Origin of the sequence: Pseudomonas sp. NFPP04, from assembly GCF_900113815.1 — a bacterium.
In the GTDB taxonomy this organism is placed as follows: Bacteria; Pseudomonadota; Gammaproteobacteria; order Pseudomonadales; family Pseudomonadaceae; genus Aquipseudomonas; species Aquipseudomonas extremorientalis.
In genome coordinates this window covers 91457-116870 of sequence record NZ_FOQS01000007.1, presented here as the reverse complement: position 1 = coordinate 116870, position 25414 = coordinate 91457, and the positions used below count along the sequence as shown (strand labels likewise).

At 61.4% G+C, this 25414-nt stretch carries 26 protein-coding genes and 1 pseudogene; 14 read left to right on the top strand and 13 right to left on the bottom strand.

The window, feature by feature from the left end; translation table 11 throughout:
- Window positions 1–55 precede the first annotated feature (55 nt).
- Together BM017_RS16690 and BM017_RS16685 are read left to right on the top strand one after the other, a co-directional pair.
- Entirely contained in the window at window positions 56–994 is a 939-nt protein-coding gene (locus BM017_RS16690; protein WP_092246369.1) for a fimbrial protein, read from the top strand.
- Window positions 995–1015: 21 nt separating this feature from the next.
- Window positions 1016–1543 (top strand): fimbrial protein, encoded by a 528-nt coding sequence (locus BM017_RS16685; RefSeq protein WP_092246366.1) that lies wholly within the window; start codon window positions 1016–1018, stop codon window positions 1541–1543.
- Window positions 1544–1616: 73 nt separating this feature from the next.
- On the opposite strand, the gene BM017_RS16680 is transcribed toward BM017_RS16685, so the two are convergent.
- The 3 genes from BM017_RS16680 to BM017_RS16670 form a co-directional block, all read right to left on the bottom strand.
- Window positions 1617–2579, bottom strand: a complete 963-nt coding sequence (locus BM017_RS16680) for a phasin family protein (RefSeq protein WP_092246363.1) — start codon at window positions 2577–2579, stop codon at window positions 1617–1619.
- Window positions 2580–2591: 12 nt separating this feature from the next.
- A complete protein-coding gene (locus BM017_RS16675; RefSeq protein ID WP_028615406.1) occupies window positions 2592–3014 on the bottom strand; it encodes a phasin family protein in 423 nt (140 codons plus the stop codon).
- Window positions 3015–3119: 105 nt separating this feature from the next.
- Window positions 3120–3395, bottom strand: coding sequence for a polyhydroxyalkanoic acid system family protein (locus tag BM017_RS16670; protein WP_071492386.1), 276 nt, complete (start codon window positions 3393–3395; stop codon window positions 3120–3122).
- 144 nt (window positions 3396–3539) lie between these two features.
- Between BM017_RS16670 and ubiE the strand changes: the two genes are divergently transcribed.
- The 12 genes and pseudogenes from ubiE (at window position 3540) to BM017_RS16615 (ending at window position 13614) form a co-directional block, all read left to right on the top strand.
- Window positions 3540–4310 carry a bifunctional demethylmenaquinone methyltransferase/2-methoxy-6-polyprenyl-1,4-benzoquinol methylase UbiE gene (ubiE, locus tag BM017_RS16665; protein ID WP_016972732.1) on the top strand — a complete coding sequence of 257 codons (771 nt, stop codon included), beginning with the start codon at window positions 3540–3542 and terminating at the stop codon, window positions 4308–4310.
- The gene (locus BM017_RS16660) at window positions 4310–4933 is read left to right on the top strand and encodes a ubiquinone biosynthesis accessory factor UbiJ (protein ID WP_092246360.1); all 624 of its coding nucleotides are present in this window, start codon (window positions 4310–4312) and stop codon (window positions 4931–4933) included. The genes ubiE and BM017_RS16660 overlap by 1 nt, the downstream gene beginning before the upstream one ends.
- Window positions 4930–6534, top strand: a complete 1605-nt coding sequence (gene ubiB / locus BM017_RS16655; RefSeq protein WP_092246357.1) for a ubiquinone biosynthesis regulatory protein kinase UbiB — start codon at window positions 4930–4932, stop codon at window positions 6532–6534. Before BM017_RS16660 ends, ubiB begins: the two co-directional genes overlap by 4 nt.
- Window positions 6535–6575: 41 nt before the next feature.
- The gene (hisI, locus tag BM017_RS16650) at window positions 6576–6968 is read left to right on the top strand and encodes a phosphoribosyl-AMP cyclohydrolase (RefSeq protein WP_058423690.1); all 393 of its coding nucleotides are present in this window, start codon (window positions 6576–6578) and stop codon (window positions 6966–6968) included.
- Window positions 6969–6970: 2 nt separating this feature from the next.
- Window positions 6971–7303 (top strand): phosphoribosyl-ATP diphosphatase, encoded by a 333-nt coding sequence (locus BM017_RS16645; RefSeq protein WP_071492389.1) that lies wholly within the window; start codon window positions 6971–6973, stop codon window positions 7301–7303.
- 26 nt (window positions 7304–7329) lie between these two features.
- On the top strand, window positions 7330–7608 hold the full coding sequence (locus tag BM017_RS16640; RefSeq protein WP_071492390.1) for a twin-arginine translocase TatA/TatE family subunit: 279 nt from the start codon (window positions 7330–7332) through the stop codon (window positions 7606–7608).
- Window positions 7609–7618: 10 nt separating this feature from the next.
- Window positions 7619–8023, top strand: a complete 405-nt coding sequence (gene tatB, locus BM017_RS16635) for a Sec-independent protein translocase protein TatB (protein ID WP_092246354.1) — start codon at window positions 7619–7621, stop codon at window positions 8021–8023.
- Window positions 8020–8808, top strand: coding sequence for a twin-arginine translocase subunit TatC (gene tatC, locus BM017_RS16630; RefSeq protein ID WP_058423693.1), 789 nt, complete (start codon window positions 8020–8022; stop codon window positions 8806–8808). The genes tatB and tatC overlap by 4 nt, the downstream gene beginning before the upstream one ends.
- A complete protein-coding gene (locus BM017_RS16625) occupies window positions 8805–9512 on the top strand; it encodes a 16S rRNA (uracil(1498)-N(3))-methyltransferase (protein ID WP_092246351.1) in 708 nt (235 codons plus the stop codon). The genes tatC and BM017_RS16625 overlap by 4 nt, the downstream gene beginning before the upstream one ends.
- Before the next feature lie 171 nt (window positions 9513–9683).
- Window positions 9684–10742: pseudogene (locus BM017_RS29665) on the top strand (methyl-accepting chemotaxis protein); the annotation flags it as partial.
- Complete coding sequence (locus BM017_RS29660; RefSeq protein WP_371322038.1) at window positions 10728–11600, top strand: methyl-accepting chemotaxis protein; 873 nt, start codon at window positions 10728–10730, stop codon at window positions 11598–11600. The pseudogene BM017_RS29665 and the gene BM017_RS29660, both read left to right, overlap by 15 nt.
- Before the next feature lie 106 nt (window positions 11601–11706).
- Complete coding sequence (locus BM017_RS16615; protein WP_092246345.1) at window positions 11707–13614, top strand: methyl-accepting chemotaxis protein; 1908 nt, start codon at window positions 11707–11709, stop codon at window positions 13612–13614.
- A 3-nt stretch (window positions 13615–13617) separates the two neighbouring features.
- Here BM017_RS16615 and BM017_RS16610 read toward each other — a convergent pair whose 3' ends face one another.
- The 10 genes from BM017_RS16610 to BM017_RS16565 form a co-directional block, all read right to left on the bottom strand.
- Window positions 13618–14352 (bottom strand): amino acid ABC transporter ATP-binding protein, encoded by a 735-nt coding sequence (locus BM017_RS16610; RefSeq protein WP_071492395.1) that lies wholly within the window; start codon window positions 14350–14352, stop codon window positions 13618–13620.
- A complete protein-coding gene (locus tag BM017_RS16605) occupies window positions 14345–15304 on the bottom strand; it encodes an amino acid ABC transporter permease (RefSeq protein WP_071492396.1) in 960 nt (319 codons plus the stop codon). The genes BM017_RS16610 and BM017_RS16605 overlap by 8 nt, the downstream gene beginning before the upstream one ends.
- A gap of 131 nt (window positions 15305–15435) precedes the next feature.
- Complete coding sequence (locus BM017_RS16600) at window positions 15436–16233, bottom strand: transporter substrate-binding domain-containing protein (protein WP_071492533.1); 798 nt, start codon at window positions 16231–16233, stop codon at window positions 15436–15438.
- 219 nt (window positions 16234–16452) lie between these two features.
- The gene (locus BM017_RS16595; RefSeq protein ID WP_092246342.1) at window positions 16453–17253 is read right to left on the bottom strand and encodes a transporter substrate-binding domain-containing protein; all 801 of its coding nucleotides are present in this window, start codon (window positions 17251–17253) and stop codon (window positions 16453–16455) included.
- A 186-nt stretch (window positions 17254–17439) separates the two neighbouring features.
- Window positions 17440–20010 carry a glucans biosynthesis glucosyltransferase MdoH gene (gene mdoH / locus BM017_RS16590; RefSeq protein WP_092246339.1) on the bottom strand — a complete coding sequence of 857 codons (2571 nt, stop codon included), beginning with the start codon at window positions 20008–20010 and terminating at the stop codon, window positions 17440–17442.
- Window positions 20003–21739 (bottom strand): glucan biosynthesis protein G, encoded by a 1737-nt coding sequence (locus BM017_RS16585; RefSeq protein WP_071492534.1) that lies wholly within the window; start codon window positions 21737–21739, stop codon window positions 20003–20005. The genes mdoH and BM017_RS16585 overlap by 8 nt, the downstream gene beginning before the upstream one ends.
- A 267-nt stretch (window positions 21740–22006) precedes the next feature.
- Entirely contained in the window at window positions 22007–22444 is a 438-nt protein-coding gene (gene dtd / locus BM017_RS16580; RefSeq protein WP_092246336.1) for a D-aminoacyl-tRNA deacylase, read from the bottom strand.
- Complete coding sequence (pip, locus tag BM017_RS16575) at window positions 22441–23412, bottom strand: prolyl aminopeptidase (RefSeq protein WP_092246333.1); 972 nt, start codon at window positions 23410–23412, stop codon at window positions 22441–22443. The genes dtd and pip overlap by 4 nt, the downstream gene beginning before the upstream one ends.
- A gap of 103 nt (window positions 23413–23515) precedes the next feature.
- Window positions 23516–24451: an alpha/beta hydrolase gene (locus tag BM017_RS16570; protein WP_092246330.1), complete on the bottom strand. Its 936-nt coding sequence runs from the start codon at window positions 24449–24451 to the stop codon at window positions 23516–23518.
- Window positions 24448–25380: a choline ABC transporter substrate-binding protein gene (locus tag BM017_RS16565; protein ID WP_092246327.1), complete on the bottom strand. Its 933-nt coding sequence runs from the start codon at window positions 25378–25380 to the stop codon at window positions 24448–24450. Before BM017_RS16565 ends, BM017_RS16570 begins: the two co-directional genes overlap by 4 nt.
- Between the last annotated feature and the right edge of the window lie 34 nt (window positions 25381–25414).

The following is a 25414-nucleotide window of genomic DNA, read 5'->3' as shown; positions in this document are numbered from 1 at the left end:
TGCGGCCGGCCGTTCATCCCGTGTTTACACAGCCACTTTTCACGATGGACTGAAGATGAAACATCACCTCCCCCTCCTGGCGGCACTACTGGCCCTGGGCACATCGATCACTGCACAGGCGGCCTGTGACAGGTACCCGGATGCAACGCTGACCCTCAATACGGCCACGACAATCAGCGTGCCGGACAGCATTCCTGTCGGCGGCGTGATCCTGCGACAGGCGTTCAACGGCACATCGCCCGGCTTCACAACCCATTGCTGGGGGCAGACGCTGAGGACGATTACCGGGCGCTACGCACGCGATCTGTACCCCGGCACACTTATCTATCGCACTGAGGTGCCCGGTATCGGTATCACGGTGTCGATGACATGGGCCGATGGCGGGCCGGCAAACTTCGGGCTCTTCAGTCAGCACACCGTTATGTACCCCGGGAAAGTCCAAAGCTTCACCTCGGCGCAAGTCACTTTCTACAGGATGGGCACAGTGGCAGACGGGACCATACCCAGTGGGAGCCTCTGGGAGGACAGGTGGCATAACGTCCCGGAAAGTTTTCGATTGGTGTTCGGCAACGCCATACGTTTCATCCGGGCTCCCGCCACTTGTGACCTGGCCGCCGGGGACGTCAACCGCCTGATCACACTTGCCCCGATCAATGTCGGCGATTTGAACGACGCAGCGTACGCCGGCGTTCAGAACTTCGATCTCACCGCCAATTGCACCGATGCCGGCAGCGTCACCTTTCGTTTTACCGGGACGCCCGCGCCAGACAACACCGCACTGTTCGCCAATACGGGCACTGCCCAAGGCATAGGGCTGTGGCTCTACTCACGCATCAACGGCGTGCCTCAGACCATCAGCGTCAATGACCAGCGCACGGTGACGGTGTCCGGTGATCGGGCAGTCTTGCCGCTCAGCGCCGCGTACCACAAAAACGGCAGGGTCAGCCCAGGCACTCTGGCTAGTACCGCCACCGTCAGCATTACCTACAACTAACTGAAACCCGAGGAAAACCCGATGTACCTTCGAAGCATTCCCCTGCTAATGACCATGATTGGCGGACTCGTCAGCCTCACCGCCCACGCCGCGACTACCGGCACTTTGAGTTTCGCCGGACAAGTCAACGCCGGCACCTGCAACCTGGCAGCGGGCGACGAAAATCGGAACATTACGTTGCCAACGATCAAGATTTCCGACCTGGACGCGAGCCCCTCCGCCGGCCAGCTCGACTTCGAGGTTACCGCCGACTGCGAATCGGATATCCGTAACGTGATCTTCCTATTTGCCGGAACACCCGCCGTGGGCAACGGCGAGTTATTTGCCAATACCGGCGGCTCAAAAGGCACTGCGCTGTGGCTGACACATCGCGCGCCCACCCTTTCGACCATCCCCGCCAATGGCACCCCTGAGCAGCGCAGCCGAACTGTGACGACGAACGGCAACAAGGCTGTACTTCCCCTCGCGGCGGCTTACCATAAGACCGGTGAAGCCATCACCCAGGGCAGCCTGGTCAGCGCGGTCACCGTTTCCATCACTTACAACTGACGAAACGGCCTTAGGGGGCGCAAAAAAATGCCCGACCTTCGTAGGCCGGGCATTTTTCGTCTCCTGGAAAAAATCAGGACTGACTGGATGGCGTCGGGGTTACCGGCGTTGCAGTCGGGGTCGCAGCAGCAGGGGTCGGCGCGGACACCGAGTTGGCTGTGGAGGCGGTTGGCGCAGTAGCAGGCTTGGCAACAGCTGGCTTCGGTGCTGCTGGTTTTTTCGCTACCGCAGGCTTCTTCGCGGCGGCTGGTTTTGCCGCTGGCTTGGCAGCCGGTTTCGCGGCGGCCGACTTGGCGGCTGGCTTGGCCGCTGCGGTTTTGGTCGCTGGCTTGGCGGCAGGTTTTGCTGCTGGTTTTGCAGCAGCCTTGGCTGCGGGTTTAGCAGCAGCCAAGGCTGCGGGTTTAGCCGCTGGTTTAGCGGCTGGCTTGGCAGCAGCTTTCGCAGCGACAGGCTTGGCAGCGGGTTTGGCTGCAGCAGTTTTGGCGGCTGGCTTCGCAGCAGCCTTGGCCGCTGGTTTGGCGGCCGGCTTGGCGGCGGCTTTTACCAGAGGCTTGGCGGCAGTTTTGGCAGCCGGTTTGGCCGCTGCTGTTTTAGCGGCAGGCTTGGCAGCAGGTTTGGCGGCTGCGGTTTTCGCCGGAGCCACTTTGGCGCCGGTGAGTTTTTCAATTTGCCTGGTCAGGGTATCGACCTTGCTGTGCAGCGTTTTGAGTTCAGCTTTACTCGGCACGCCCAGTCGCGAAACGGCACTGGCGAGGCGCTTGTCGAAAGTCTGTTCCAACTTCTCCCAAGTGTCAGCAATGCTGGATTTGGCAGAGCCGGCAGTTGCCTTGGCCGCTTCAACTTTTTTTCCAACCGTGGTTTTGGTCAACTTCTCGGCCTTCTCGCCGTCCTTGACCAAAGTCTCGAAGTATTTGCCGCCGTCACTGCTAACCTTCGAGTACACGCCTAAACCAGCAAGCCAGATCTTACGGGAATATTTTTCAACTTCCCCGACCCACGAGCTGCCTTCTTTCTGAGTAGTCTTTTTAACAGCCATCCCGATGTCTCCTTAGTGTTTACGCGCGACACGTTCTAGCAATGTCGTCAGCTCTTCGAGCTTAGCAGAGAGTGTCTCAACGTCATGTTTAGACGCAATGCCGATTCGATTCAAGGCACTGGCAACGCGAGTATCAAAAGCTTTTTCAACTTTATCCAGCTGAACTTCTACCAGACCTTTGACTGCGGAGACATTACTCTTTACTTGGTCAATCTGACTGTTGGCGGCCTCAAGTTGTTCAACTGCAACTTTTTTGCCTTTGCTTTCAACATGTTGCCCAGTTTTAACCAGCTCTTTGAAGTACTCGCCGCCCTCGCTTCCGACCTTGGCGTAAGCCCCCAGACCCGCCAACCAAATCTTGCGGGCGTAGGACTTGACCTCGCTCAGGGTGGTGGTCTGGGCGTCGATTTTTTTCTTCAGGATAACTTTGGCCATGGTGCACCTCACGCAGAATAGGGGGGAGGAACGGCCCACAGGAGTTGAGGGCTTGGGCACAAAGTAGGCGGGAAAATTAGAATCGGCACCCTAAGAACAATGGGATCACGCCAGCGCCTTATCCAGGGCCTTTTCGATTTCGGACTTGATGGTGCCACTCATGGCCGACATCAACAGCCCCAGCTCCACATCAATGCGCAGCGAATCCTCAGCGACTAATACCGTGCCTTTAACCCCCGAACGCTTGAGATTCAAGGTATCGCCGGACCACGACGGCTCCAGGCCGTATTGCTCCTTGAGTTTGTGCGCCAACTTGTCGGCCTTTGCCCGCGCGCCCTCTTTACCCAGGGAATGTGCACGCTCAACAGTTATACGGGCCATTGCAATGACTCCTCTTTATAGGGACTTGGATACCTTCGATGCGGCAAAAGGTCTCGCTGACCGCCCATCTTACCTTCAGCCTTGCCAAGACAAAGCAGGCCTTGGGGATTATCATGTCCCGCATTCTCTTTTGGTGACAGCGATATGACTGATCAGCGCAAAGGCAGCGATGCCGAACCCACCACTCACTTCGGCTTCAAGAACGTCCCGGAAAGCCAAAAAGCGGAAAAAGTCGCTGAGGTGTTCCACTCCGTGGCAGCCAAGTACGACTTGATGAACGACGTGCTGTCGGGCGGCATGCACCGCCTGTGGAAGCGGTTCACCATCGAGTTGTCGGGCGTTCGCCCCGGCAACCGCGTGCTGGACATCGCCGGCGGCACGGGCGATCTGGCGGCCAAGTTCTCCAAGCTCGTCGGCCCGACCGGCCAGGTGGTGCTGGCCGACATCAACAGTTCGATGCTCAAGGTCGGTCGCGATCGCCTGCTGGATAAAGGCGTGGCCGGCAATATCGAGTTCGTCCAGGCGGATGCCGAGAAGCTGCCATTCCCGGACAACCATTTCGACTGCGTGACCATCGCCTTCGGCCTGCGCAACGTGACCCATAAGGAAGACGCGATCCGCTCGATGCTGCGCGTACTCAAGCCGGGTGGCCGCCTGTTGGTGCTGGAGTTCTCCAAGCCGACCAATGCAGTGATGTCCAAGGTCTACGACACCTACTCGTTCGCCTTCATGCCACTGGTGGGCAAGCTGGTGCTCAATGACCCGGACAGCTATCGGTACCTGGCCGAATCGATCCGCATGCACCCCGACCAGGAAACCCTGAAGTCGATGATGGTAGAGGCCGGTTTCGACCGCGTGACCTACCACAACATGACCTCGGGTATCGTCGCCCTGCATCGCGGCATCAAGCCCTGATGCTGATCAAAGGCCTTCTCGCCAGCGTTGAACACGGCCTCAACCGTGTGCTGCGCCTGGACAGCACCGCCCTGGCACGGCTTGCGCACCTCAACGGCAAAGTCATTGCCGTCGATTGCCGCAGCCCCAGCTTGCAGCTGTTTATCCTGCCCAGCGATGAAGGCCTGATGCTCGCGACCCAGTGGGCCGCCGACGCCGACTGTACGCTGCGTGCGCCGGCATCGAGCCTGTTGCACCTGGCCCTGAGCCGCAACAAGACCGCCATCCTGCACAGCGCCGAAGTCGAGCTGGAAGGCGACAGCTCGGTGCTGATGGACCTCGCAGCCATCCTGCAGGACCTGGAACTGGACTGGGAATACGAACTGTCGCGCTGGATCGGCCCCGTCACCACCCAGTTGATCAGCGGGCACCTGCGCAGCCGTTCGCGCTGGTACCAGCAAGGGTTCGCCAGCCTCAACCAGAACCTCGCCGAATACCTGAGCGAAGAATCGCGCACCCTGGTCGGGGAGCGGGAAGCGCAAGCGCGCTTTCGTGAACTCGACAAGGCCAAAATCGACCTGGAACGCCTTGAGGCGCGCTTCGAGCGCCTGAGCCGTTCCCTTGATCCAAGCGATAACGCATGAAGCTGCTCGCCGTCCGCCGTTTGTTTCGTATCCAGCGCGTCGTAATCCGCTACCGCCTCGATGACCTGCTGTTCGCCCTGCCCCTGCCGTGGTTCCTGCTCGCCGTGCGCTATGCGCTGCCATGGCGCTGGTTCCCGCGCAAACAGCTGGAACTCAGCAGAGGCGCACGCCTGCGCCTGGCCTTGCAGGACCTGGGGCCGATCTTCATCAAGTTCGGGCAGATCCTCTCGACCCGCCGCGACCTGCTGCCCGAAGACATCGCCGACGAGCTGATGCTGCTGCAGGACCGCGTGCCGCCGTTCGACTCCCAGCAATCGATGAAGCTCATCGAAGAGCAACTGGGCAAGAAGATCAGCGACGTGTTCAGCCGTTTCGACGTCGACCCGCTGGCCTCGGCCTCGGTCGCCCAGGTGCACGCCGCGCAACTCAAGACCGGCGAAGAAGTGGTGGTGAAGGTGATCCGCCCCGGCCTCAAGCCGATCATCGGCCAGGACCTGGCGTGGCTGTTCATCCTCGCCCGCGCTGCCGAGCGCTTCAGCGCCGACGCACGCCTGCTGCACCCGGTGGACGTGGTCGCCGACTACGAAAAAACCATCTACGACGAACTCGACCTGCTGCGCGAAGCGGCCAACGCCAGCCAGCTCAAGCGCAACTTCGAAGGCTCGCCGTTGCTGTACGTGCCGCAGGTGTACTGGGACTGGTGCCGCCCGAAAGTACTGGTGATGGAGCGCATCTACGGCGTGCAGGTCACCGACCTCGCGACCCTGGCCGACCAGCGCACCGACATGAAGATGCTTGCCGAGCGTGGCGTGGAGATTTTCTTCACCCAGGTGTTCCGCGACAGTTTCTTCCACGCCGACATGCACCCGGGCAACATCTTCGTGAGCACGGTCAACCCGTGGAGCCCGCAGTACATCGCGATCGACTGCGGCATCGTCGGCAGCCTGACTCCGGAAGACCAGGACTACCTGGCGCGCAACCTGTTCGCCTTCTTCAAGCGCGACTACCGCCGTGTGGCGCAATTGCACATCGACTCGGGTTGGGTGCCGGCCGAGACCAAGCTCAACGAGTTCGAAGCGGCGATCCGCACGGTGTGCGAGCCAATCTTCGAAAAACCGTTAAAAGATATTTCCTTCGGCCAGGTACTGATGCGCCTGTTCCAGACCGCGCGGCGCTTCAATATGGAAGTGCAGCCACAATTGGTGCTATTGCAGAAAACCCTGCTGAACATCGAAGGCCTGGGCCGCCAGCTGTACCCGGACCTCGACCTGTGGAATACCGCACAGCCGTTCCTCGAACGCTGGATGCGCGAGCGTATGAGCCCGAAAACCATGCTCGGCAACCTGCACAGCCAGATGGAGCAACTGCCGCATCTGGCCAACATGACCCGCGACCTGTTGGAGCGCATGTCCCAACCCCACGCCAAGGACCCGTCGCCGCCCTGGAAGAAGCCCAAGGACGACTGGTTCCTGCGCCTGCTGGGCGCCGCGCATCTGGTCGGCGGCGTCATGCTCGCCATTGGTGGCCCGCTGAACCCACTGGGCCACTGGCCGGCCGGCATCATGGTCGCCGTGGGTGTTTATCTGATCGTGCGTCGATAGCCAATCCGGTTATACACTGTCGCAAATTGCCGGAGCTGAACATGAAAGACTGGCTGGACGAGATCAAGTGGGACAGTGACGGCCTGGTGCCGGCCATTGCCCAGGACTACAAGACCGGGCGCGTGCTGATGATGGCCTGGATGAACCGCGAGGCCCTGAGCCTCACCGCCACTGAGCAGCGTGCCATCTACTGGTCACGCTCGCGTGGCAAACTGTGGCGCAAGGGCGAAGAGTCCGGGCACGTGCAGACCCTGCACGAGATGCGCATCGACTGCGACGCCGACGTGGTGATCCTGATGGTCGAGCAGATCGGCGACATCGCCTGCCACACCGGCCGTCACAGCTGCTTCTATCGCGTGTTCGAGAACGGCGAATGGAAAGTCGTGGAGCCGGTGCTCAAAGACCCGCACGCTATCTACTCGGCAGGACACTAGACATGAGCGATACCCTGAACCGTGTGGCCCAGGTGCTGGAAGACCGCAAAGGCGCGGACGCCGACAGCTCCTACGTCGCCAGCCTGTACCACAAGGGCCTGAACAAGATTCTGGAAAAACTCGGCGAAGAGTCCATCGAGACCATCATCGCCGCCAAGGATGCGCAGCTCAGCGGCGACTGCAGCGATGTCATCTACGAGACCGCCGACCTGTGGTTCCATAGCCTGGTCATGCTCGCCCAACTGGGGCAGCACCCACAGGCTGTGCTGGATGAACTGGACCGTCGCTTCGGCTTGTCCGGGCACGCCGAGAAGGCCTCGCGCCCGTCCGCCTGAATAACCAAGACTAGAGGATACGCAGCATGGGCATTTTTGACTGGAAACACTGGATCGTCATTCTGGTGGTCGTGGTACTGGTATTCGGCACCAAGAAACTCAAGAACCTGGGCACCGATGTGGGCGAGTCGATCAAGGGCTTCCGTAAAGCCATGAACGACGACGAAAAGCCGGCCGACCCTGCCGTCAACCCCGTGCCTCCGGCGCAGCCTGTGCACCCGCAGGCGACCCAGCCAATCAGCGAGCGTCGTACTTTCGACGTACAGGCTGAGAAAGTCGAAGAGCCGACCCGCAAAGACTCGTGAGCACTGACTAATGTTTGGTATCAGCTTCTCTGAACTGCTGCTCGTCGGCCTCGTGGCCCTGCTGGTATTGGGGCCGGAACGCCTGCCCGGTGCAGCGCGCACGGCCGGCCTGTGGATCGGGCGCCTGAAACGCAGTTTCAACGCCATCAAACAGGAAGTTGAACGGGAAATCGGCGCCGACGAGATCCGCCGGCAACTGCACAACGAGCACATCCTCTCGTTGGAGCAGGAAGCCCGCAAGATTCTGTCGCCCGTGCAGGAGCCTGCCAAACCGGTCGAACCTGCGGCTCAAAACAGCATCGCGCCGACCGTTGCAGCCGCTCCCGTGGCACCCTCCGCGCCAACCCAGCCTGCGCCGACGCCTGCCGCGTCGCCCGCGCCCCATGACCCTACATTGCCGCCGCGAGCCCCATGAGCGCTGATAAACCGGAAAACGACCAGCACATGCCGCTGGTCTCGCACCTCACCGAGCTGCGTACCCGCCTGCTGCGTTGCGTAGCGGCCATCTTCATCATCTTTGCCGGGTTGTTCGCCTTTACCCAGCAGATCTACACCTTCGTCTCCACGCCGCTGCGCCAGTATCTGCCGGCCGGCGCGACGATGATCGCCACCGATGTGTCGTCGCCGTTCCTCACGCCGCTGAAGCTGACCATGATGGTCTCGCTGTTCCTGGCGATCCCGGTGATCCTGCACCAGATCTGGGGCTTCATCGCGCCGGGCCTGTACAAGCACGAGAAACGCATCGCGGTGCCGTTATTGGTGTCGAGCATCCTGCTGTTCTACACCGGCATGGCGTTCGCCTACTTCCTGGTGTTCCCGCTGATCTTCAAGTTCTTCGCCGCCGCCACCCCGGCCGGTGTGGAAATGATGACCGACATCACCAGCTACCTCGACTTCGTGATGACGTTGTTCTTCGCCTTTGGCGTGGCCTTCGAGATTCCGGTGGCCGTGGTGCTGCTGGTATGGATCGGCGTGGTCAACGTGGCGTACCTGAAGAAGATTCGCCCGTACGTGATCATCGGCTGCTTCGTGGTCGGCATGATCCTCACGCCGCCGGACATCTTCTCCCAGACCCTGCTGGCCGTGCCGATGTGGATGCTGTTCGAGATCGGCATCCTGTTCAGCAGCCTGATCAGCAAGCGCGGCGAACACCCGGACGACCAGCGCGACGACGACCAGCCGCCAGCGACCCAGCCGTGAACCTGTTGCTGCTGGAGGAGGCCGACTTCATCGCGGCCGACCGCGTGGTGCTGCGTGATCGGCGCCTGGTGCACATGCAGGAAGTCCACCGCGCCGCCGTAGGCGACAACCTGCGCGTCGGCCGCATCGGCGGGTTGATGGGCAATGCCCAACTGCTGCGCCTGGAGGCCAGTGAAGCCGAGTTGCATGTGAGCTTCGACCAACCGCCGCCGGCCAAACTGCCGCTGACCCTGCTGCTGGCCCTGCCGCGCCCGAAGATGCTGCGCCGAGTGCTGCAGACCGTAGCGGCCATGGGCGTGCCCAAAGTAGTGCTGGTCAACAGTTACCGGGTCGAGAAGAGCTTCTGGCAAACCCCCTTCCTGGAGCCCGAGGCGATTCGCGAGCAATTGATCCTCGGCCTGGAACAGGCGCGGGACACGGTGCTGCCCGAGATCATTATCGAGAAGCGCTTCAAGCCGTTTGTCGAAGACCGCCTGCCGGCACTGGTTGAAGGCACCCTGGGCCTGGTCGGTCATCCTGGCGACTACCCAGCCTGCCCCCGCGGTCTCGACGAACCAGTGACTCTGGCGATTGGTCCCGAGGGCGGCTGGATTCCCTACGAAGTGGACCTGCTGGCCAAGGCCGGCTTGCAGCCGGTGCAACTCGGCGCCCGCATCCTGCGCGTCGAAACCGCCGTCACCGCCCTGCTCGCCCGCCTCTTCTAACCGCCTAAGCAACCCTGTGGATTGCAGTGGGTCAGCTACAGATAAGCTGGATGACACACCGCTATCGGGGGCAAGCCCCCTCCCACATGGACACAGCTTCGCTACAGAATTTCGCGTGCTGGCCGATAACCTTTGAATAAGTCCAAGCCTTGTTCCAGGGGAGTTCGCAGCATGTATCGTTGGTTAGCCGAAAAGCTGGGGAATGTCAGCGTCAAAACCAAACTCGGCGTGGGCTTCGGCCTGGTATTGCTGCTCACGTTGATGATCACCTTCACCGGTTGGACCGGCTTGGAGGATGTCACCAGTCGCGGTGACAAGCTGGGCTATATCTCCAGCCTCAACGGGCTGACCAAGGACTTGCGCCTGGCGCGGCTGGACTTCGAAATGCGTCGCGGCGAACAAGGCACGGACGCGGTCAACGGCTTGATCGCCAAACTGGACAGCGGCCTCAAAACCGCCGCCGACCTGATCGAGCAACCCGCCGACAAGGCCCTGGTGGAACAGCAACAGGATGCCCTGAACCAATACAAAAAAGCCTTTGGCGCCATGGTCCAGGCCGGGCTCAAGCGTGAAGGTGCGCGCAGCAGGCTGGGCGACACCGCCGACAACGCCGTGGCCAAGGTCAGTGAGGTGGAAAAATCCCTGCTGCAAGGCGATAGCGTCACCCAGTTCAACAGCGTGGTCGACCTGAGCAAACTGATCCAGCAAGCGCGCTTCCAGGTGCGTGGCTACACCTACAGCGGCAAGGTCGAGGCCGAGCAACCGGCCCTGGATGCCATCGACAATGCCCTGAAGAAAATCACCGAACTCGAAGGACAACTGCCCGCGCAGTACCAGGCCAGCCTGCAGGAGGCCAGCACTTCGCTGCAAGCCTACCGCGCTGCCGTCAGCCAGTACCGCGACTCCCAGACGGCCGCCGCTGCCGCGCTGAAAATCATGAGCGCCCAGGGCGACACTCTGCAGAGCCACAGCGAACAACTCACCACGTCGCAAACCGTGGTGCGCGACACCGATGCCGCACACGCCAAAAAGCTGTTGCTGCTGGCGACCGTGCTGGCGCTGATCTTCGGCCTGGTGGCCGCCTGGGCCATCACCCGCCAGATCATTCTTCCGCTGAACCAGACGCTGCAGGTGGCCGAACGCGTGGCCTCCGGCGACCTCAGCCACAACCTCACTTCCGTGCGCCAGGATGAACTGGGCCAGTTGCAACGCGCCATGCAAAGCATGACCGTCGGCCTGCGGGAGCTGATCGGCGGGATCAGCGAAGGTGTCACCCAGATCGCCAGCGCCGCCGAGCAGCTGTCGGCCGTGACCGAACAGACCAGTGCCGGCGTCAACAGCCAGAAGGTCGAGACCGACCAGGTCGCCACCGCCATGAACGAAATGGCCGCCACCGTGCAGGAAGTCGCGCGCAACGCCGAGGAAGCCTCTGAAGCGGCCGTGGCCGCCGATCAACAGGCCCGTGAGGGTGACAAGGTGGTGGGTGAAGCCATCGCCCAGATCGAACGCCTGGCCACCGAGGTGGGCAACTCCACCGTTGCCATGGGCGACCTGAAGCGTGAAAGCGACAAGATCGGCAGCGTGCTTGATGTGATCAAGTCCGTTGCCCAGCAAACCAACCTGCTGGCCCTCAACGCCGCTATTGAAGCCGCACGTGCCGGGGAAGCCGGGCGAGGCTTCGCCGTGGTGGCGGATGAGGTGCGCAGCCTGGCCCAGCGCACCCAGAAGTCCACCGAAGAGATCGAAGAGCTGATCGTCGGCCTGCAGAGCGGCACCCAGCAGGTCGCGACCATCATGGACAACAGCCGTGGCCTCACTGACAGCAGCGTCGAGCTGACCCGTCGCGCCGGCAGCGCGTTGGCGAGCATCACGCGCACGGTCTCGACCATCCAGGCGATGAACTCGCAGATTGCCACTGCCGCAGAACAGCAAAGTGCGGTGGCTGAGGAGATCAACCGCAGCGTATTGAACGTGCGCGATGTGTCGGAACAAACCTCTTCGGCCAGTGAAGAAACCGCCGCCTCCAGTGCCGAGCTCGCACGCCTGGGCATTTACCTGCAGACACTGGTGGGGCGCTTCCGCATCTAATCAGCACCTTGTGAAATTTCCTACGCAGTTATCAGCCCAGCAATACTCCGAATCGAATTAGCGTTTCTTTTGTCGCGAAACGCTTTTTCAGATTTGGAGGTTCACCATGCTTCCTCTACTGACCCGTTGGCTGGTCAATGCCAGCGTCCGCCTCAAGCTCGCCCTGGGGTTTGGCCAGGTGCTCATGCTCAGCTTCGCCATCGCCGTGGCCGGCTGGCAAGCCCTGAATGCGGTGTTGTTCCGCTCAGGCAACCTGACTGCCTTGAGCCAACTGTCGGTTGTCGCTGAAGCCATGCGTGCGGACCGTATCGTGTACCGGACCCTGGCGGACACGGCCAGCCTGGACAAAATGAAGAGGCAGGTCGTTCAGATCGATGAGCACCTCGGCTTCCTGTCAACCCATCTGAAAGACCCAGCCGACTTGCAGCGCGTCCAGGAAGCGGAACGCCTTTCGGCCAGCTTCAAGGCGGCGCTGGTGGAGCTGCCGCCGTTGATCCAGGCGCGCGAAAACTTGCGCTCCCCCCTCCACGCGACAGCACTCCAGGCCAGCGACACGCTCGCACAACTGGCCAGCGAACTGCCTGACCAGCAGGACCAGCAGGCACTGGATGCCATCGAGAACCTGCGCCAGGCTATGGAGCAAGCCGAGGACCGCGCCCGAAGCCCCGCCTGGGCGGAGGAGTCGCTGCAAGCCTACGCCGAAGCCGTCGGCCAGGCCCTCGATGCCCTGGACATTGCCCAAGCGGCCGTGACAGACCTGCCGATCGATTCCACCTTGCTTAAAACCGACCTGGCGAACTATCGCGCGCAGTTGATCAAGCTCAAGGACGCTCAGCTCACCACCGAAACTGCGCAAGGGCGGTTTGAAACGCAGCTCAACCAGTTGCTTGAACAAAGCGAAGCGGTGAGCAATGGCCAGATTCTCAAGCGCGGCAAGGAAGCCGACGACACCCGGACACTGCTCATCAGCGTCACGGTGGCTGCCCTGCTGCTCGGTGCCCTTGCAGCCTGGTGGATCGCCCGCCAGATCGCCGTGCCGCTACGCCAGGTGCTGGTGTCTGCCAACCGCATCTCCCAGGGCGATCTCAGCCATGAGATCCAAGTGGAACGCCGCGATGAGTTGGGGCAATTGCTGCGAACTATCAGCGACATGAACCGCAACCTGCGCAGCCTGATCAGCGGCATCGGCGACAGCGCCCGTCAGGTCGCCAGCGCCGCCACACAGCTGTCGGCCGTTACCGAACACAGTCACACCGGCATCAACCACCAAAAAGACGAAACCGATCAAGTGGCAACCGCCATGAACGAAATGCTCGCCACCACACAGGAAGTTGCCCGGCACGCCGAGCAAGCGTCGATCGCGGCGAACGAAGCCGATCTGCAAGCCAGCGCCGGGGAGAAAGTGGTGACCCAGGCCGTTGAGCAGATAAGCCAACTGGCAGATGAGATGGCCCTCGCGGGCCGGGCGATGCTGGCGTTACAGCAAGAAAGCCGGAAGATCGGCAGTGTGCTGGACGTGATCAAATCGGTGTCCCAGCAGACCAACCTGCTGGCGCTGAACGCCGCCATCGAAGCCGCACGCGCGGGCACGGCCGGCGAAGGCTTTGCGGTGGTGGCCGATGAAGTACGCAGCCTTGCACAGCGCACCCAGGAATCGGCCGAAGAAATCGAAGGACTGATCCAGGGGTTGCAGACCGGCACCCAGCAAGTCGCCGACATCATGGACAGCAGCCGCAGCCTGACCGACTACAGTGTCGGGCTGACCCGCGACGCAGGTGACGCCTTGGCGGCGATTGCGCGCACGGTCTCGGTGATCCAGGAAATGAACCCGCAGATTGCCGCTGCGGCCGAACAGCAAAGTGCAGTGGCCGAAGAGATCAATCGCAGTGTGTTGAAGGTGCGGGATGTGTCGGAACAGACCGCCGCCGCCAGCGAGGAAACGGCGGCGGCGAGTGTCCAACTGACCAAACTGAGCCTGGACTTGCAGACGCTGGTCGGCAAATTCAGGCTCTGAGTCTTACAGAACCTGGCGCAGGAACGCCTGGGCCCGTGGGTCTTTGGGTGCATCGAAGAACTCGGCCGGGGCGGCATCTTCGAGCAACTTGCCATGGTCGAAGAACAGCACGCGATCGGCCACCTCACGGGCAAAGCCCATTTCGTGGGTGACGCAGACCATGGTCATGCCTTCCAGGGCCAGGGTCTTCATCACGTCCAATACTTCGCCGACCATTTCCGGATCCAGCGCCGAAGTGGGTTCGTCGAACAGCATCACCTTGGGCTCCATCGCCAGGGCCCGGGCAATCGCAACCCGTTGCTGCTGGCCGCCGGACAGGCGTGACGGAAACTCATTGGCCTTCTGTGCAATGCCGACCTTTTCCAGCAGCGCCAGGGCCTTGGCCTCGCGCTCCTGCTTGCCGCGCTTGCGCACGACTTTTTGCGCCAGGCACAGGTTCTCCAGCACGGTCATGTGGGGGAACAGGTTGAAGTGCTGGAACACCATGCCGACTTCACGGCGATAGGCGTTCACATCGGTCTTCGGATCAGCCAATTGCAAGCCGTCGATGCTCACTGAGCCGGAATCGAACTCTTCCAGGCCGTTAAGGCAGCGCAGGAAGGTGGACTTGCCGGAGCCGGAGGGGCCGATCACCACCAGCACTTCGCCCTTGGCCACATGCGTGGTGACGTGGTCCACCGCGCGGACCACGTGGCCACGGGTGTCGAAGACTTTTACCAGATCGCGGACTTCAATCACTTTGTGCGAGCCTCCGCTCAAGCCGGCTGGCCATTTTCGACAGCGGCAGGTTGATCAGCAGGTACAGGCCTGCAACACAGAACAGGATTTCAAACGGTGAGAACGAGGTGGTGATGACTTCACGACCGCTCTTGAGCAGCTCGGTAATCGCGATCACCGACACCAGGGACGTGTCCTTCACCAGGCTGATAAATTGCCCGGCCAACGGCGGCAGCACACGCTTGAACGCCTGCGGCAACACCACGTGGCGCATCGACTGGCTGGCACTCAGGCCCAGGGAACGGGCAGCTTCGTTCTGGCCACGGGTGATGGACTGCACGCCGGCGCGGACGATTTCCGCCACGTAGGCACCGGTAAACAACGACAGCGCCGCGATGCCGGCAAACTCCCGGGACAGGTTGAGCACCGTGCCGATAAAGAAATAGAAAATGAAGATCTGCACCAACAGCGGCGTACCGCGTACCAGTTCGACGTAGATCGTCGACAGATCCCGCAGGGTCGGGTTGCTGGACAAGCGACACAAACCGGTGGCCAGACCGATCGCCAAACCGAGGATGCCGGACACCACCGACAACCACAGCGTGGTCCACAAGCCCCACATCAACGGGCCCAACGCCCACTGCCGGGTCACGCCGACCACATCGCCTTCAGCCACATCGTCGCCACGGGCCACCTGCAGGCTGTTGTCGGCCACGGTCAGCTTTTGCTCGGCGCCCGCGTCGTTGCGCAGGGTCACCTCGGCCACATCGCCTTTGCGTACCAGCTCGACCACGGTGGAGATGTCAGCGGCGCGCTGGGACGTTTCGGCCTGGTAGGCGAAGTATTGCGGTACACGGTTCCAACGCCACTCGTAGGACATCAGCGAAGTGGCGTAGTACAAGGCGCCGGCCAGGCCGACCAGCACGACCACGGTCAGCAGGTGCCAGGGCCATTGGGCTTTTTTCTGTTTCATTTCACTTTCCGCGATTTGTGTTGCCTGTGAGGCCGCCATCGCGGGCAAGCCCCCTCCCACATGTTGATGTGTGAACACCGTCAAATGTGGGAGCTGGCTTGCCTGCGATACAGGCAACTCGGTCTGAAGCGTTATTCCATGTCCTTGAGCCACTCGGAGCTCTTGAACCACTTGTCATGGATGCGATCGTAGGTGCCGTCGTTACGGATCTGGTGCAGGAAGTTGTTGATGAAGTTGATGCTGTCGTAGTCGCCCTTCTTCAAACCAAACGCCAGCGGTTCGAAGGTGAAGGGTTCTTCCAGGAACACCAGCTTGCCGTTACCGACTTTCTTCTCGGCGACCACGTTGTACGGCGCGTCATACACAAAGGCATCGGCCTTGCCGTTGACCACGTCCAGCACGCCTTCCTGCTCGTTGTCGTAGCCGTGGTACTTGGCCTTGGAGATCAGCTTCTTGGCGACCATTTCGCCGGTGGTGCCCAGCTTGGAGGTGAGGCGGTATTTCTCGTCGTTCAGGTCTTTGTAGGACTTGACGGTGCCTTCCAGCTCCTTGCGGATCAGCAGGGTCTGGCCGACCACGATGAAGGGTTCGCTGAAGTTCAGGCGCAGGTTGCGTTCCTGGGTCAGGGTCATGCCGCTGCCGATCATGTCGAACTTGCCGGTCAGGAAGGCCGGGATGATGCCGTCGTAGCCGGTGGAGACCAGCTCCAGCTTGACGCCCATGGACTTGGCCATGGCCTTGAGGATGTCGACTTCGAAACCGATGATTTCGCCGCGTTTGTCTGTCATTTCGAACGGCATGTAGGTCGGGTCCATGCCGACCTTCAGCGTACCGCGCTTGACGGCATCGTCGATCGCGCCGGCCTGGGCCGCATTGGCCGCGACCAGCGCGGTGACGCCGAGCAGCAGCATCGAAAGATACTTTTTCATCATCAAGTCCCCTGAACCATTCTTATAAGGTCGGCGCGCAAAAGGGCTGCACCATTTCGGGGTGCGATCCTAACCCACTCGTCTGCCGTCACAAAGGTTTCACGGCTATTTGTTGTCGGCGTATGTCGGAAAAGCCCCACAACACTGCAGCAAAGCGCAGGGGTAGACACTCGCGCAGACCGCCCGGGCAACGGATTGATATGTAAGCAGTTATGACTTTCAGTCGATTTCCACCAGCCAGTCGGTGTCTTTAAACCACTTGTCGTGCAAGCGATCATAGGTCCCGTCCTGCGCTACCTGATTGAGGAAATGGTTGATCCAGTTGAGGCTGTCGAAATCACCCTTTTTCAAGCCGAACGCCAGGGGTTCGAAGGTGAAGGGTTGTTCCAGCGCCAACAGCGTGCGGTTTTCCGGGCGGCTCAGGGCGATCAGGTTGTAGGGGGCGTCATGAATAAAGGCGTCAGCCTTGCCCTGCACCACCTGGCGCACCCCTTCCTCGGGCGTGGCAAAACTGCTGATCCGAGCCGCCCCCAGAAACCGTCGGGCCGCCGCCTCGCCCGTGGTGCCTTCGGTGGCAGCAATTCGGTAGCTGGCGTCGTCAAGGTCTTCGACACCGTTGACCTTGCCCGCAAGGCTTGGGTGCAACAACACCGACTGGCCAACGACGATGAACGAATCGCTGAAATTCAACTTGAGGTTACGTTCCTGGGTGACGGTCATGCCGCTGCCGATCAGGTCGAATTTCTTCGCCAAGAGCCCCGTAACCAGTTCGGTGTAGGGCACCGCGACCAGCTCAAGCTCGACCCCGAGGGACTGGCTCATGACCTTGAGCAGGTCGATTTCAAAACCGACGATGCGCCCCTGTTTATCGGTCATTTCGAAGGGCACGTAAGTGGGTGTGGTGCCGACTTTCAGCACGCCGCGCCGAACGGCGTCATCGATTGCACCGGCCTGGGCCAGGCCCATGTGAATGAAAGCGACAGCGCCGATCAGCAGCGCCGAACCATACCGTTTGATCATGAATCCCCCCGTACCAAGTCAAATTCGGGGGCGATGCTAACGCAGCCACGCGCACGGCAATACGCCTCGAACGAGGGTCTTTTGTTTCGAAAAAACAAGGGGTTAACACAAAGAAGGAAGAACCGGGAAACGCTGTAGGATCAGCGCTTGAAGCACCCCCGAGGTGAGCCCTCGGGGGTATCCGAATCAGGCCGGTTGGGCCTGGGACGACAGCGGTTTCAGCGGCAGCAACGGTGCATGCGGATCTGCCTTGATCGAGTTCCGCCAGGCGGCGAGCCACTCGGCGTGACCTTCGCTCCAGACCTGATCGTGCAGGCGAGCCAAGGCGACCGGGTCGCTGAGCAACGCCAGGCGCTCGCCGTTGTTGAGGCCGGCAGGGCCGACTTTCAACGCGTGGCGCACACGCTCGGTACGCAGGTACTCGATCGGCTCGGCCTGGGCGTGACGCGAGGTTGCCAGGGCGCAAGCCAAAGCGTTCTGCTGCGGATCGACCACCGAGCGCACAAAGCCGTCATTCAGCGCGTGCCAGCGGTTTTCGTGGGTGTACTTGTCGGTGGACAGCAAGGCTTGCGGCGGGTTGTATTCCTCAGGGATCAGGAACAGGCTCTCGTCGCGAGACTTGAGGCCCAGCCCGACACGGCTGGAAATCACCGACACCGGGATCGACAGCATCAGCGAACCGACGATCGGCACCAGCCACCACAGGAAGCTCGGGTTCAACCATACCACCAGCAGCGCCCACAGGAAGCCCAGCACGGTTTGCGGACCGTGGCGCTTGACCGCCTCGCTCCACGGGGTGGAGTCGTCGTCACGTTGCGGCGAGTTCCAGGTTGCCGCCCAGCCGAGGAATGCGGCGAGCACGAAGCGGGTGTGGAAGATCATCCGCACCGGCGCCAGCAGCATGGAGAACAGCATCTCCAGCAGCATCGACAAGGTCACCTTGAACTTGCCACCGAACTCTTTCGCGCCCTTGGCCCAGATCAGGATGATGCTCAGCAGTTTGGGCAGGAACAGCAGCACGATGGTGGTGGAGAACAGCGCTACCGCCTTGTCCGGATGCCATTGAGGCCACAGCGGGTACAACTGACGGGGTGCCATGAAGTACTGCGGCTCCATCAATGTGTTCACCGCCAGCAGGGCCGTGGACAGCACCAGGAACAGGAACCACAACGGCGCCGACAGGTAGGACATCACACCGGTCAGGAACACGGCACGGTGCACCGGGTGCATGCCTTTGACGAGGAACAGGCGGAAGTTCATCAGGTTACCGTGGCACCAGCGACGGTCACGCTTGAGTTCATCCAGCAGGTTCGGCGGCAGTTCTTCATAGCTGCCCGGCAGGTCGTAGGCAATCCACACGCCCCAGCCGGCACGGCGCATCAGCGCAGCTTCTACGAAGTCGTGGGACAGGATGGAACCGGCGAACGCGCCCTTGCCCGGCAATGGCGCCAGGGCGCAGTGCTCGATGAACGGCTTCATGCGGATGATCGCGTTGTGACCCCAGTAGTGGGATTCACCCAACTGCCAGAAGTGCAGGCCGGCGGTGAACAGCGGGCCGTACACACGGGTGGCGAACTGCTGCATGCGCGCATACAGGGTGTCCATGCCCGACGCACGCGGCGCGGTCTGGATAATCCCGGCATCCGGCGTGGCTTCCATCAGGCGCACCAGGCTGGTCAGGCATTCGCCGCTCATCACGCTGTCGGCGTCGAGCACGACCATGTATTTGTAGTCACCGCCCCAGCGACGGCAGAAGTCGTCGAGGTTGCCGCTTTTACGTTTGACGCGACGGCGACGACGGCGATAGAAGATCTTGCCGAAACCACCGGCTTCGCGGCACACGTCAAGCCAGGCTTGCTGTTCGGCGATGCAGATGTCGGCCTCGTTACTGTCGCTGAGCACGAAGAAGTCGAAGCGATCCAGGTCACCGGTGGCGGCGACTGACTCAAACGTGGCGCGCAGGCCTGCAAACACCCGGGGCACGTCTTCGTTGCAGATCGGCATCACCAGCGCGGTGCGGGCGTCTTTCGGGATCGGCTCGTCGCCGGCACTTTTACCGGAGATGCGGTATTTATCATGACCGGTGAGCAATTCCAGGAAGCCCATCAACGCAGTCCAGAAACCGGCCGACACCCAGCAGAACAAGATGCCGAACATGATCAGGATGCTGGTTTGCAGGGCGTACGGCAGTACCTGGGTCGCGGTTTGCAGCAGGGTCTGGTTGCGGATCTCGTCGAAGTCGACCAGCGACCAGCCCTGGTAAGGCATGATGCCTTTCATGTACCAGCCGGCCACGAGGGTCTGGCCGATCATCAGCACCAGCAGGATGTAGCGGCGGATCGAACCGACGGTACGCCAGCGGGCAGCCGGCAATACGCGCTCGTCCTTCGGCGGGGCCGGCGGGTTGCTGCGCCCGGTGATACGGCGCCAGCCACGCACCAGGATATTGGTACGCCACGGCTCCGGGACCACGCGAGTGCGACGGATCGGCGGGGTGGCCTTGAGGCACACGCGGCCTTCGGCATCGAGGGCCAGCATTTCGGCGTCCTGCAGCTCTTCGGCGGTGCTGAGGGTCAACCGCGTGCCCACCGACGCCTGGGCGGCGTCGATGGGCGCGTCGAAGGTCTTCGACGACAAGCGCTCGTGCAACTCGCTGAAGGAGGTGCAGCCCGCCAGTTCGGCGCGCTGCTCAGCGGTCATGGGCAGATGCGCCAGATACTCGGAGAGGGTCTCTGGCTGGATTTGAGAATTACTCATCGGCAGGCAACTGATAGCTCCAGGTTTCGGTCAGGACTTGTTCGGTCTTGATCGGCTCCGGCGTGGCTGGGGCAGCTTCTGGCTGCTTGGCTTCCTTGTCTTTGGCGTCTTTCCTGGCCTGCTTCTCGTGTTGCTTGGCCAGGACCTTGTCGGCCTTGAGCACGTGGCTCGTGTCCTGCTCAGGGGCCGGAGGCGGAACGTCCTGCACCAGCGCTGCGCGCATTTCGGTCGGCTTGCCTGCGTCCTTGATCTTCATGCGCAGGGTCAGGCGCCAGCCTTTGGTGTGCTCGTTGTAGCGCACGCTGTTTTCAACCAGTTCGGCGTTGTCGCTGACGCTCACCTGGCTGCGCACTGCGGCATCCGGCGGCAGGGCCTTGAGGGACGGGCCCTCGAAGTCCACCAGGTAGGCCACGCTGCCATCCGGCTGGCGGATCAGGTTCGATTGCTTCACGTCACCGGTGGAACGCAGGGTCTGCTTGACCCAGGCGCTGTCGGCCGGGTGCAGGGCTTTTTCGTCCATGGTCCAGTGCAGGCGGTACGAAACGTCCAGCGGCTGGCCCACTTCCGGCAGTTTTTCCGGGCTCCAGAACGCAACGATGTTGTCGTTGGTTTCATCGGCCGTCGGGATCTCTACCAGGTTGACAGTGCCTTTGCCCCAGTCGCCTTCAGGCTCGATCCAGGCGCTTGGGCGCTTGTCGTAGTTGTCGTCCAGGTCTTCGTAGTGGCTGAAGTCGCGACCGCGTTGCAGCAGGCCGAAACCTCTCGGGTTCTCGACGGTGAAGTTGCTGACCGACAGGTGTTTAGGGTTGTTCAGTGGGCGCCAGATCCACTCGCCGTTGCCGGCATGGATCGACAGGCCGCTGGAATCGTGCAGCTCACGACGGTAGTTGAGCACCTTGGACGGCTGGTTCGCACCGAACAGGTACATGCTGGTCAACGGGGCAACGCCCAGCTTGCTGACCTTGTCGCGCAGGAACATCTGGGATTTCACATCGACAATGGTGTCGGTGCCCGGACGCAGGATCAGACGGTAAGCACCGGTTGCCCGTGGGGAGTCCAACAGGGCAAAGATCACCAGTTGTTTTTCACCCGGTTTTGGACGTTCGATCCAGAACTCGGTGAAGCGCGGGAACTCTTCGCCGGACGGCAATGCCGTGTCGATCGCCATGCCACGGGCGGACAAGCCATAGGCCTGGCCCTTGCCGACCACGCGGAAGTAGCTCGCGCCCAGCATGGTCATGATTTCGTCTTGCTTGTCGGCCTTGTTGATCGGGTACAGCACACGGAAGCCGGCATAACCCAGCTGTTCGGTGGCCTTGGGATCAAACTTCACGTCGCCGAAATCGAAGCGCGTCGGGTCGTACTTGATTTCCTGGACGCTGTCGGCGGTGACTTCGTTGATTTTCACCGGTGTATCGAAATGCATACCCTGGTGATAGAAGGACAGCTTGAACGGGGTGTTCTGATCAGCCCACTCGGCTTTTTCGTTGCGGAAACGAATCTTCTGGTAGTCCGCGAATTTCATTTCGCGGAATTCATTCGGCAGATTGCTGCGCGGAGCTTCGTATTTCTGTCCGGCCAGCTCTTTTGCCTTGGCCGACACATCATCCAGACTGAATGCCCACAGTTGACCCGCGCCGAACAGGCAAAACAGGGCGGAGCCCGTCACCAGTGCGTTTCGTAACCGTTTGGCAGACAATTTTGGTGCATTACAGGGACTAACAATCACGAGCAACCCTCGCCGAAAACAGATCAAAAAACCAACGGCCAGCTATCTATATGCCAGGTTGGCGAGCATTGTTCCGACTCCCCGGGGGCAAAATGATTCCCCATTGGTTGTCGGACAAGTCTCTACCTAAGTCAAAAATGGACCAAACAACGCTGATCCCCGTAGCGCGCGATTATCTAGTAGCCCGCGAGACAACGCATCAGGGACAACGAAGTATTTGTAGCGAAACCCTGCGTTTTTAGGCATTAAAAGTCGTTTTTAATACATTCACGTCTGCAAGAGGAAGGTCACAGGGCCATCATTGACCAAATGCACCTGCATATCGGCGCCAAAACGCCCCGACGCCACCCTGCAATGCAATTGTTGCGCTTGTAACAGCAAGTGATCAAAAAGCGCCGCTCCCAGGGCCGGCGGGGCCGCTGTGGAGAAGCTCGGCCGCAGCCCGCTCTTGGTATCCGCCGCCAGGGTGAACTGCGACACCAGCAACAAACCGCCGTCGATATCCTTCAACGACAGGTTCATCTTGTCTTGGTCATCGCTGAACACCCGGTAGTTCAGCAGCTTATGTAGCAGTTTATCGGCACTCTGCGGCGTATCCGCAGGCTCGACGGCCACCAGCACCAGCAAACCCTGGTCGATGGCGCCGACGATTTCGCCCGCGACCTCCACCCGGGCGCCTCTCACCCGTTGCAACAGGCCCTTCATGCTTCTTCAGGCGGCAGATCGAGCAAGCGACGTGCCATTTGGCTGGTCGCACGCACCAAGGCATCGGTGATGCCGGGTTCGGACGCCGCATGGCCAGCTTCGCGGATCACCTGCAGCTCACTGTTGGGCCACGCCTGGTGCAACTCCCAGGCGTTATCCAATGGGCAGATCATATCGTAGCGCCCGTGAATGATTACGCCAGGCAGATGGGCGATCTTGTGCATATCGCGGATCAACTGGTTGGGCTCAAGGAACGAGTTGTTGGTGAAGTAGTGGCACTCGATTCGCGCAATGGACAGCGCGCGTTGCGGTTCGGAAAAGCGCTCCACATGTGCCGGGCTTGGGCACAGGCCCAGCATGCGCCCTTCCCAGCCGGACCAGGCCTTGGCCGCGTGCATCTGGGCGATCTGGTCGTTGCCGGTAAGACGCTTGTGGTAGGCCGCAATCATGTCGTGGCGCTCTTCCGCCGGGATCGGCGCAAGGTAGTCCTGCCAGTAATCCGGGAACAGGCGGCTCGCGCCCTCCTGGTAGAACCAATGGATGTCCTGCGGCCGAGCCAGGAAAATGCCGCGCACGATCAGGCCATGCACGCGTTCCGGGTGGGTTTGCGCGTAGGCGAGGGACAGGGTCGAGCCCCAGGAACCGCCGAACAGCACCCATTTGTCGATGCCCAGGTGCTCGCGGATGCGCTCAAGGTCGGCGACCAGGTCCCAGGTGGTGTTGTTTTCCAGGCTGGCGCGGGGAGTGGAGCGCCCGCAACCACGCTGGTCGAAGGTGACGATGCGGTACAGGTTCGGGTCGAAATAGCAGCGGCTCTGGGCATCGCAACCGGAACCAGGGCCACCATGGATGAATACGACGGGCAAGCCTTCGGGGGAGCCACTTTCATCGACGTACAGGGTGTGGGTGTCATCGACTGCCAGATCGTGCCGGGCGTAGGGTTTGATCTGCGGGTACCAAGTCTGCATTGCGCGCTCCGTAGGGGGTCGGGTTCATCCCTGGGGGGACGTCTTTTATTTTGCCGTCTGGCACTATAAACCCGAATTGTGCAATGAGCATGTCCTAGAGCGCTTAGACCTGTGTCAGCCCTTCGCTCCCCAGGTAATCCAGCAGGAAATCGTAGAGCCGATCCACCTCCGGCACTTGCCGCCGCGCCCTCAGGCAGCCGTGCACCAGGCCTTTGCCCGGATACAGCACGGTGCTCACACCCGCTGCTTGCAGACGCTCGGCGTAAAGCATGCCGTCATCGCGCAGCGGGTCGAACTGGGCCACGGCGATGAGCGCCCTGGGCAAACCGCTGAAGTCATTGGCCAGCAGCGGCATGGCATAGGCTATGGGCTTGCCGCTGCCCTGCAGGTACAGCGCCAGATAACAGTCGGTGTCGGCGCTGCTGAGCAAGGGGGCATCCGCGCAGTCGCGTCTCGACGGCAAGTCAGGCGGGCCGCCCAGCCCCGGGTAAATCAGCACCTGGGCCAGCGGCAGTGGCTGCCGGTCGTCGCGCAACCCCAGGCACAACGCCGCGGCCAGGTTGCCGCCCGCGCTGTCGCCGATCACCACCAGACGTTGCCGGTTGATGGCATGCGGCCCCTGCCCCGCCTGGATCGCCTGCCACACGACGCGGCAATCCTGATAGGCAGCGGGGAACGGATGCTCCGGCGCCAGCCGGTAATCGATGGCGATCACCAGCACCTGCAAGGTACTGGCCAGTTCGAAACAGATGAAATCGTGGGAATCCAGCCCACCGACCACCCAACCACCACCGTGCATATAAAGGAGGCACGGCCAGCCATCCAGGGGCGTGGGGGCAGTGGGCAAATAGCTGCGCACACTCACGCCAGCCAGGGAAAAATCCGCAATCGTCAGCCCCTCGGGCACCGGCGGGGTAAACGCCAGGCACATGCGGTCATAGCCGTTGCGCAACCCAGCCAGCGACGTGTCGTCGCTGGTGAAAGACTCGGTCCTCGCTACGAACGCTGCCAGTTCAGGCGAAATCGGGTATGGATTCATTTAAGGCTCGCCTGCACCGCCGCCACACCATCGCCGCCATCAAACGCCTTTACCCCGGCCAGCCAGCGCTGCAAATCCTCGGGATGGTCGCGCAGCCATTGTCTGGCCACGTCCTGCGGCGACTGGCGTTCCATGATCGGCACCATCAGTTGGCTTTCCTGGGCGGCGGTGAAGGTAAGGTTCTCCAACAGGCGGTTGGCGTTGGGGCAACGCTCGGCAAAGTCCGGCGCGGTGACGGTGGACACGGTGGCACGGCCTTCGTCGGGGCCGAACACGTCTTCGCTGCCGGTGAGGTAGGCCATTTTCATGTTGATGTTCATCGGGTGCGGGGTCCAACCGACGAACACCACGAACTCCTTGCGATTCACCGCGCGCTGCACGGCGGCCAGCATGCCCGCCTCACCCGAGGCCACCAGCTTGAAGCCGCCCAGGCCGAAACGATTGGTGTCGATCATTTTCTGGATATCGGTATTCGCGCCGCTGCCCGGCTCGATGCCATAGATCTTGCCGCCCAGTTTGTCCTTGAAGCGGGCGATGTCGGCAAAGGTCTTCAAGCCTGCGTCGGCTACGTACTGCGGCACGGCCAGGGTGGCCTGGGCGTCGGCGAGGCTCGGGGTGTCGAAGACCTTGACCTGCCTGGCCGCCAGGAACGGCGCAATGTTGTTGTCCATCGCGGGTTTCCAGTAGCCGAGGAAGATGTCCAGACGCTTGTCACGGATGCCGGCGAAGATGATCTGCTGCACCGCGCTGGTCTGCTTGCTGTCGTAGCCCAGGCCATTGAGCAGCACGTCGGCCATGCCCGAGGTGGCGATCACGTCGGTCCAACTGACCACGCCCATGCGGATGCTTTTGCAGGAGATCGGTTCGGCGGCCATGGCGTGTGCACTGAGCAGTGCGACACAGGTGAGGGGCAACAACAGTTTTTTCATGGGTGAGCACTCACTCGGCTGTTTTTATTAAACA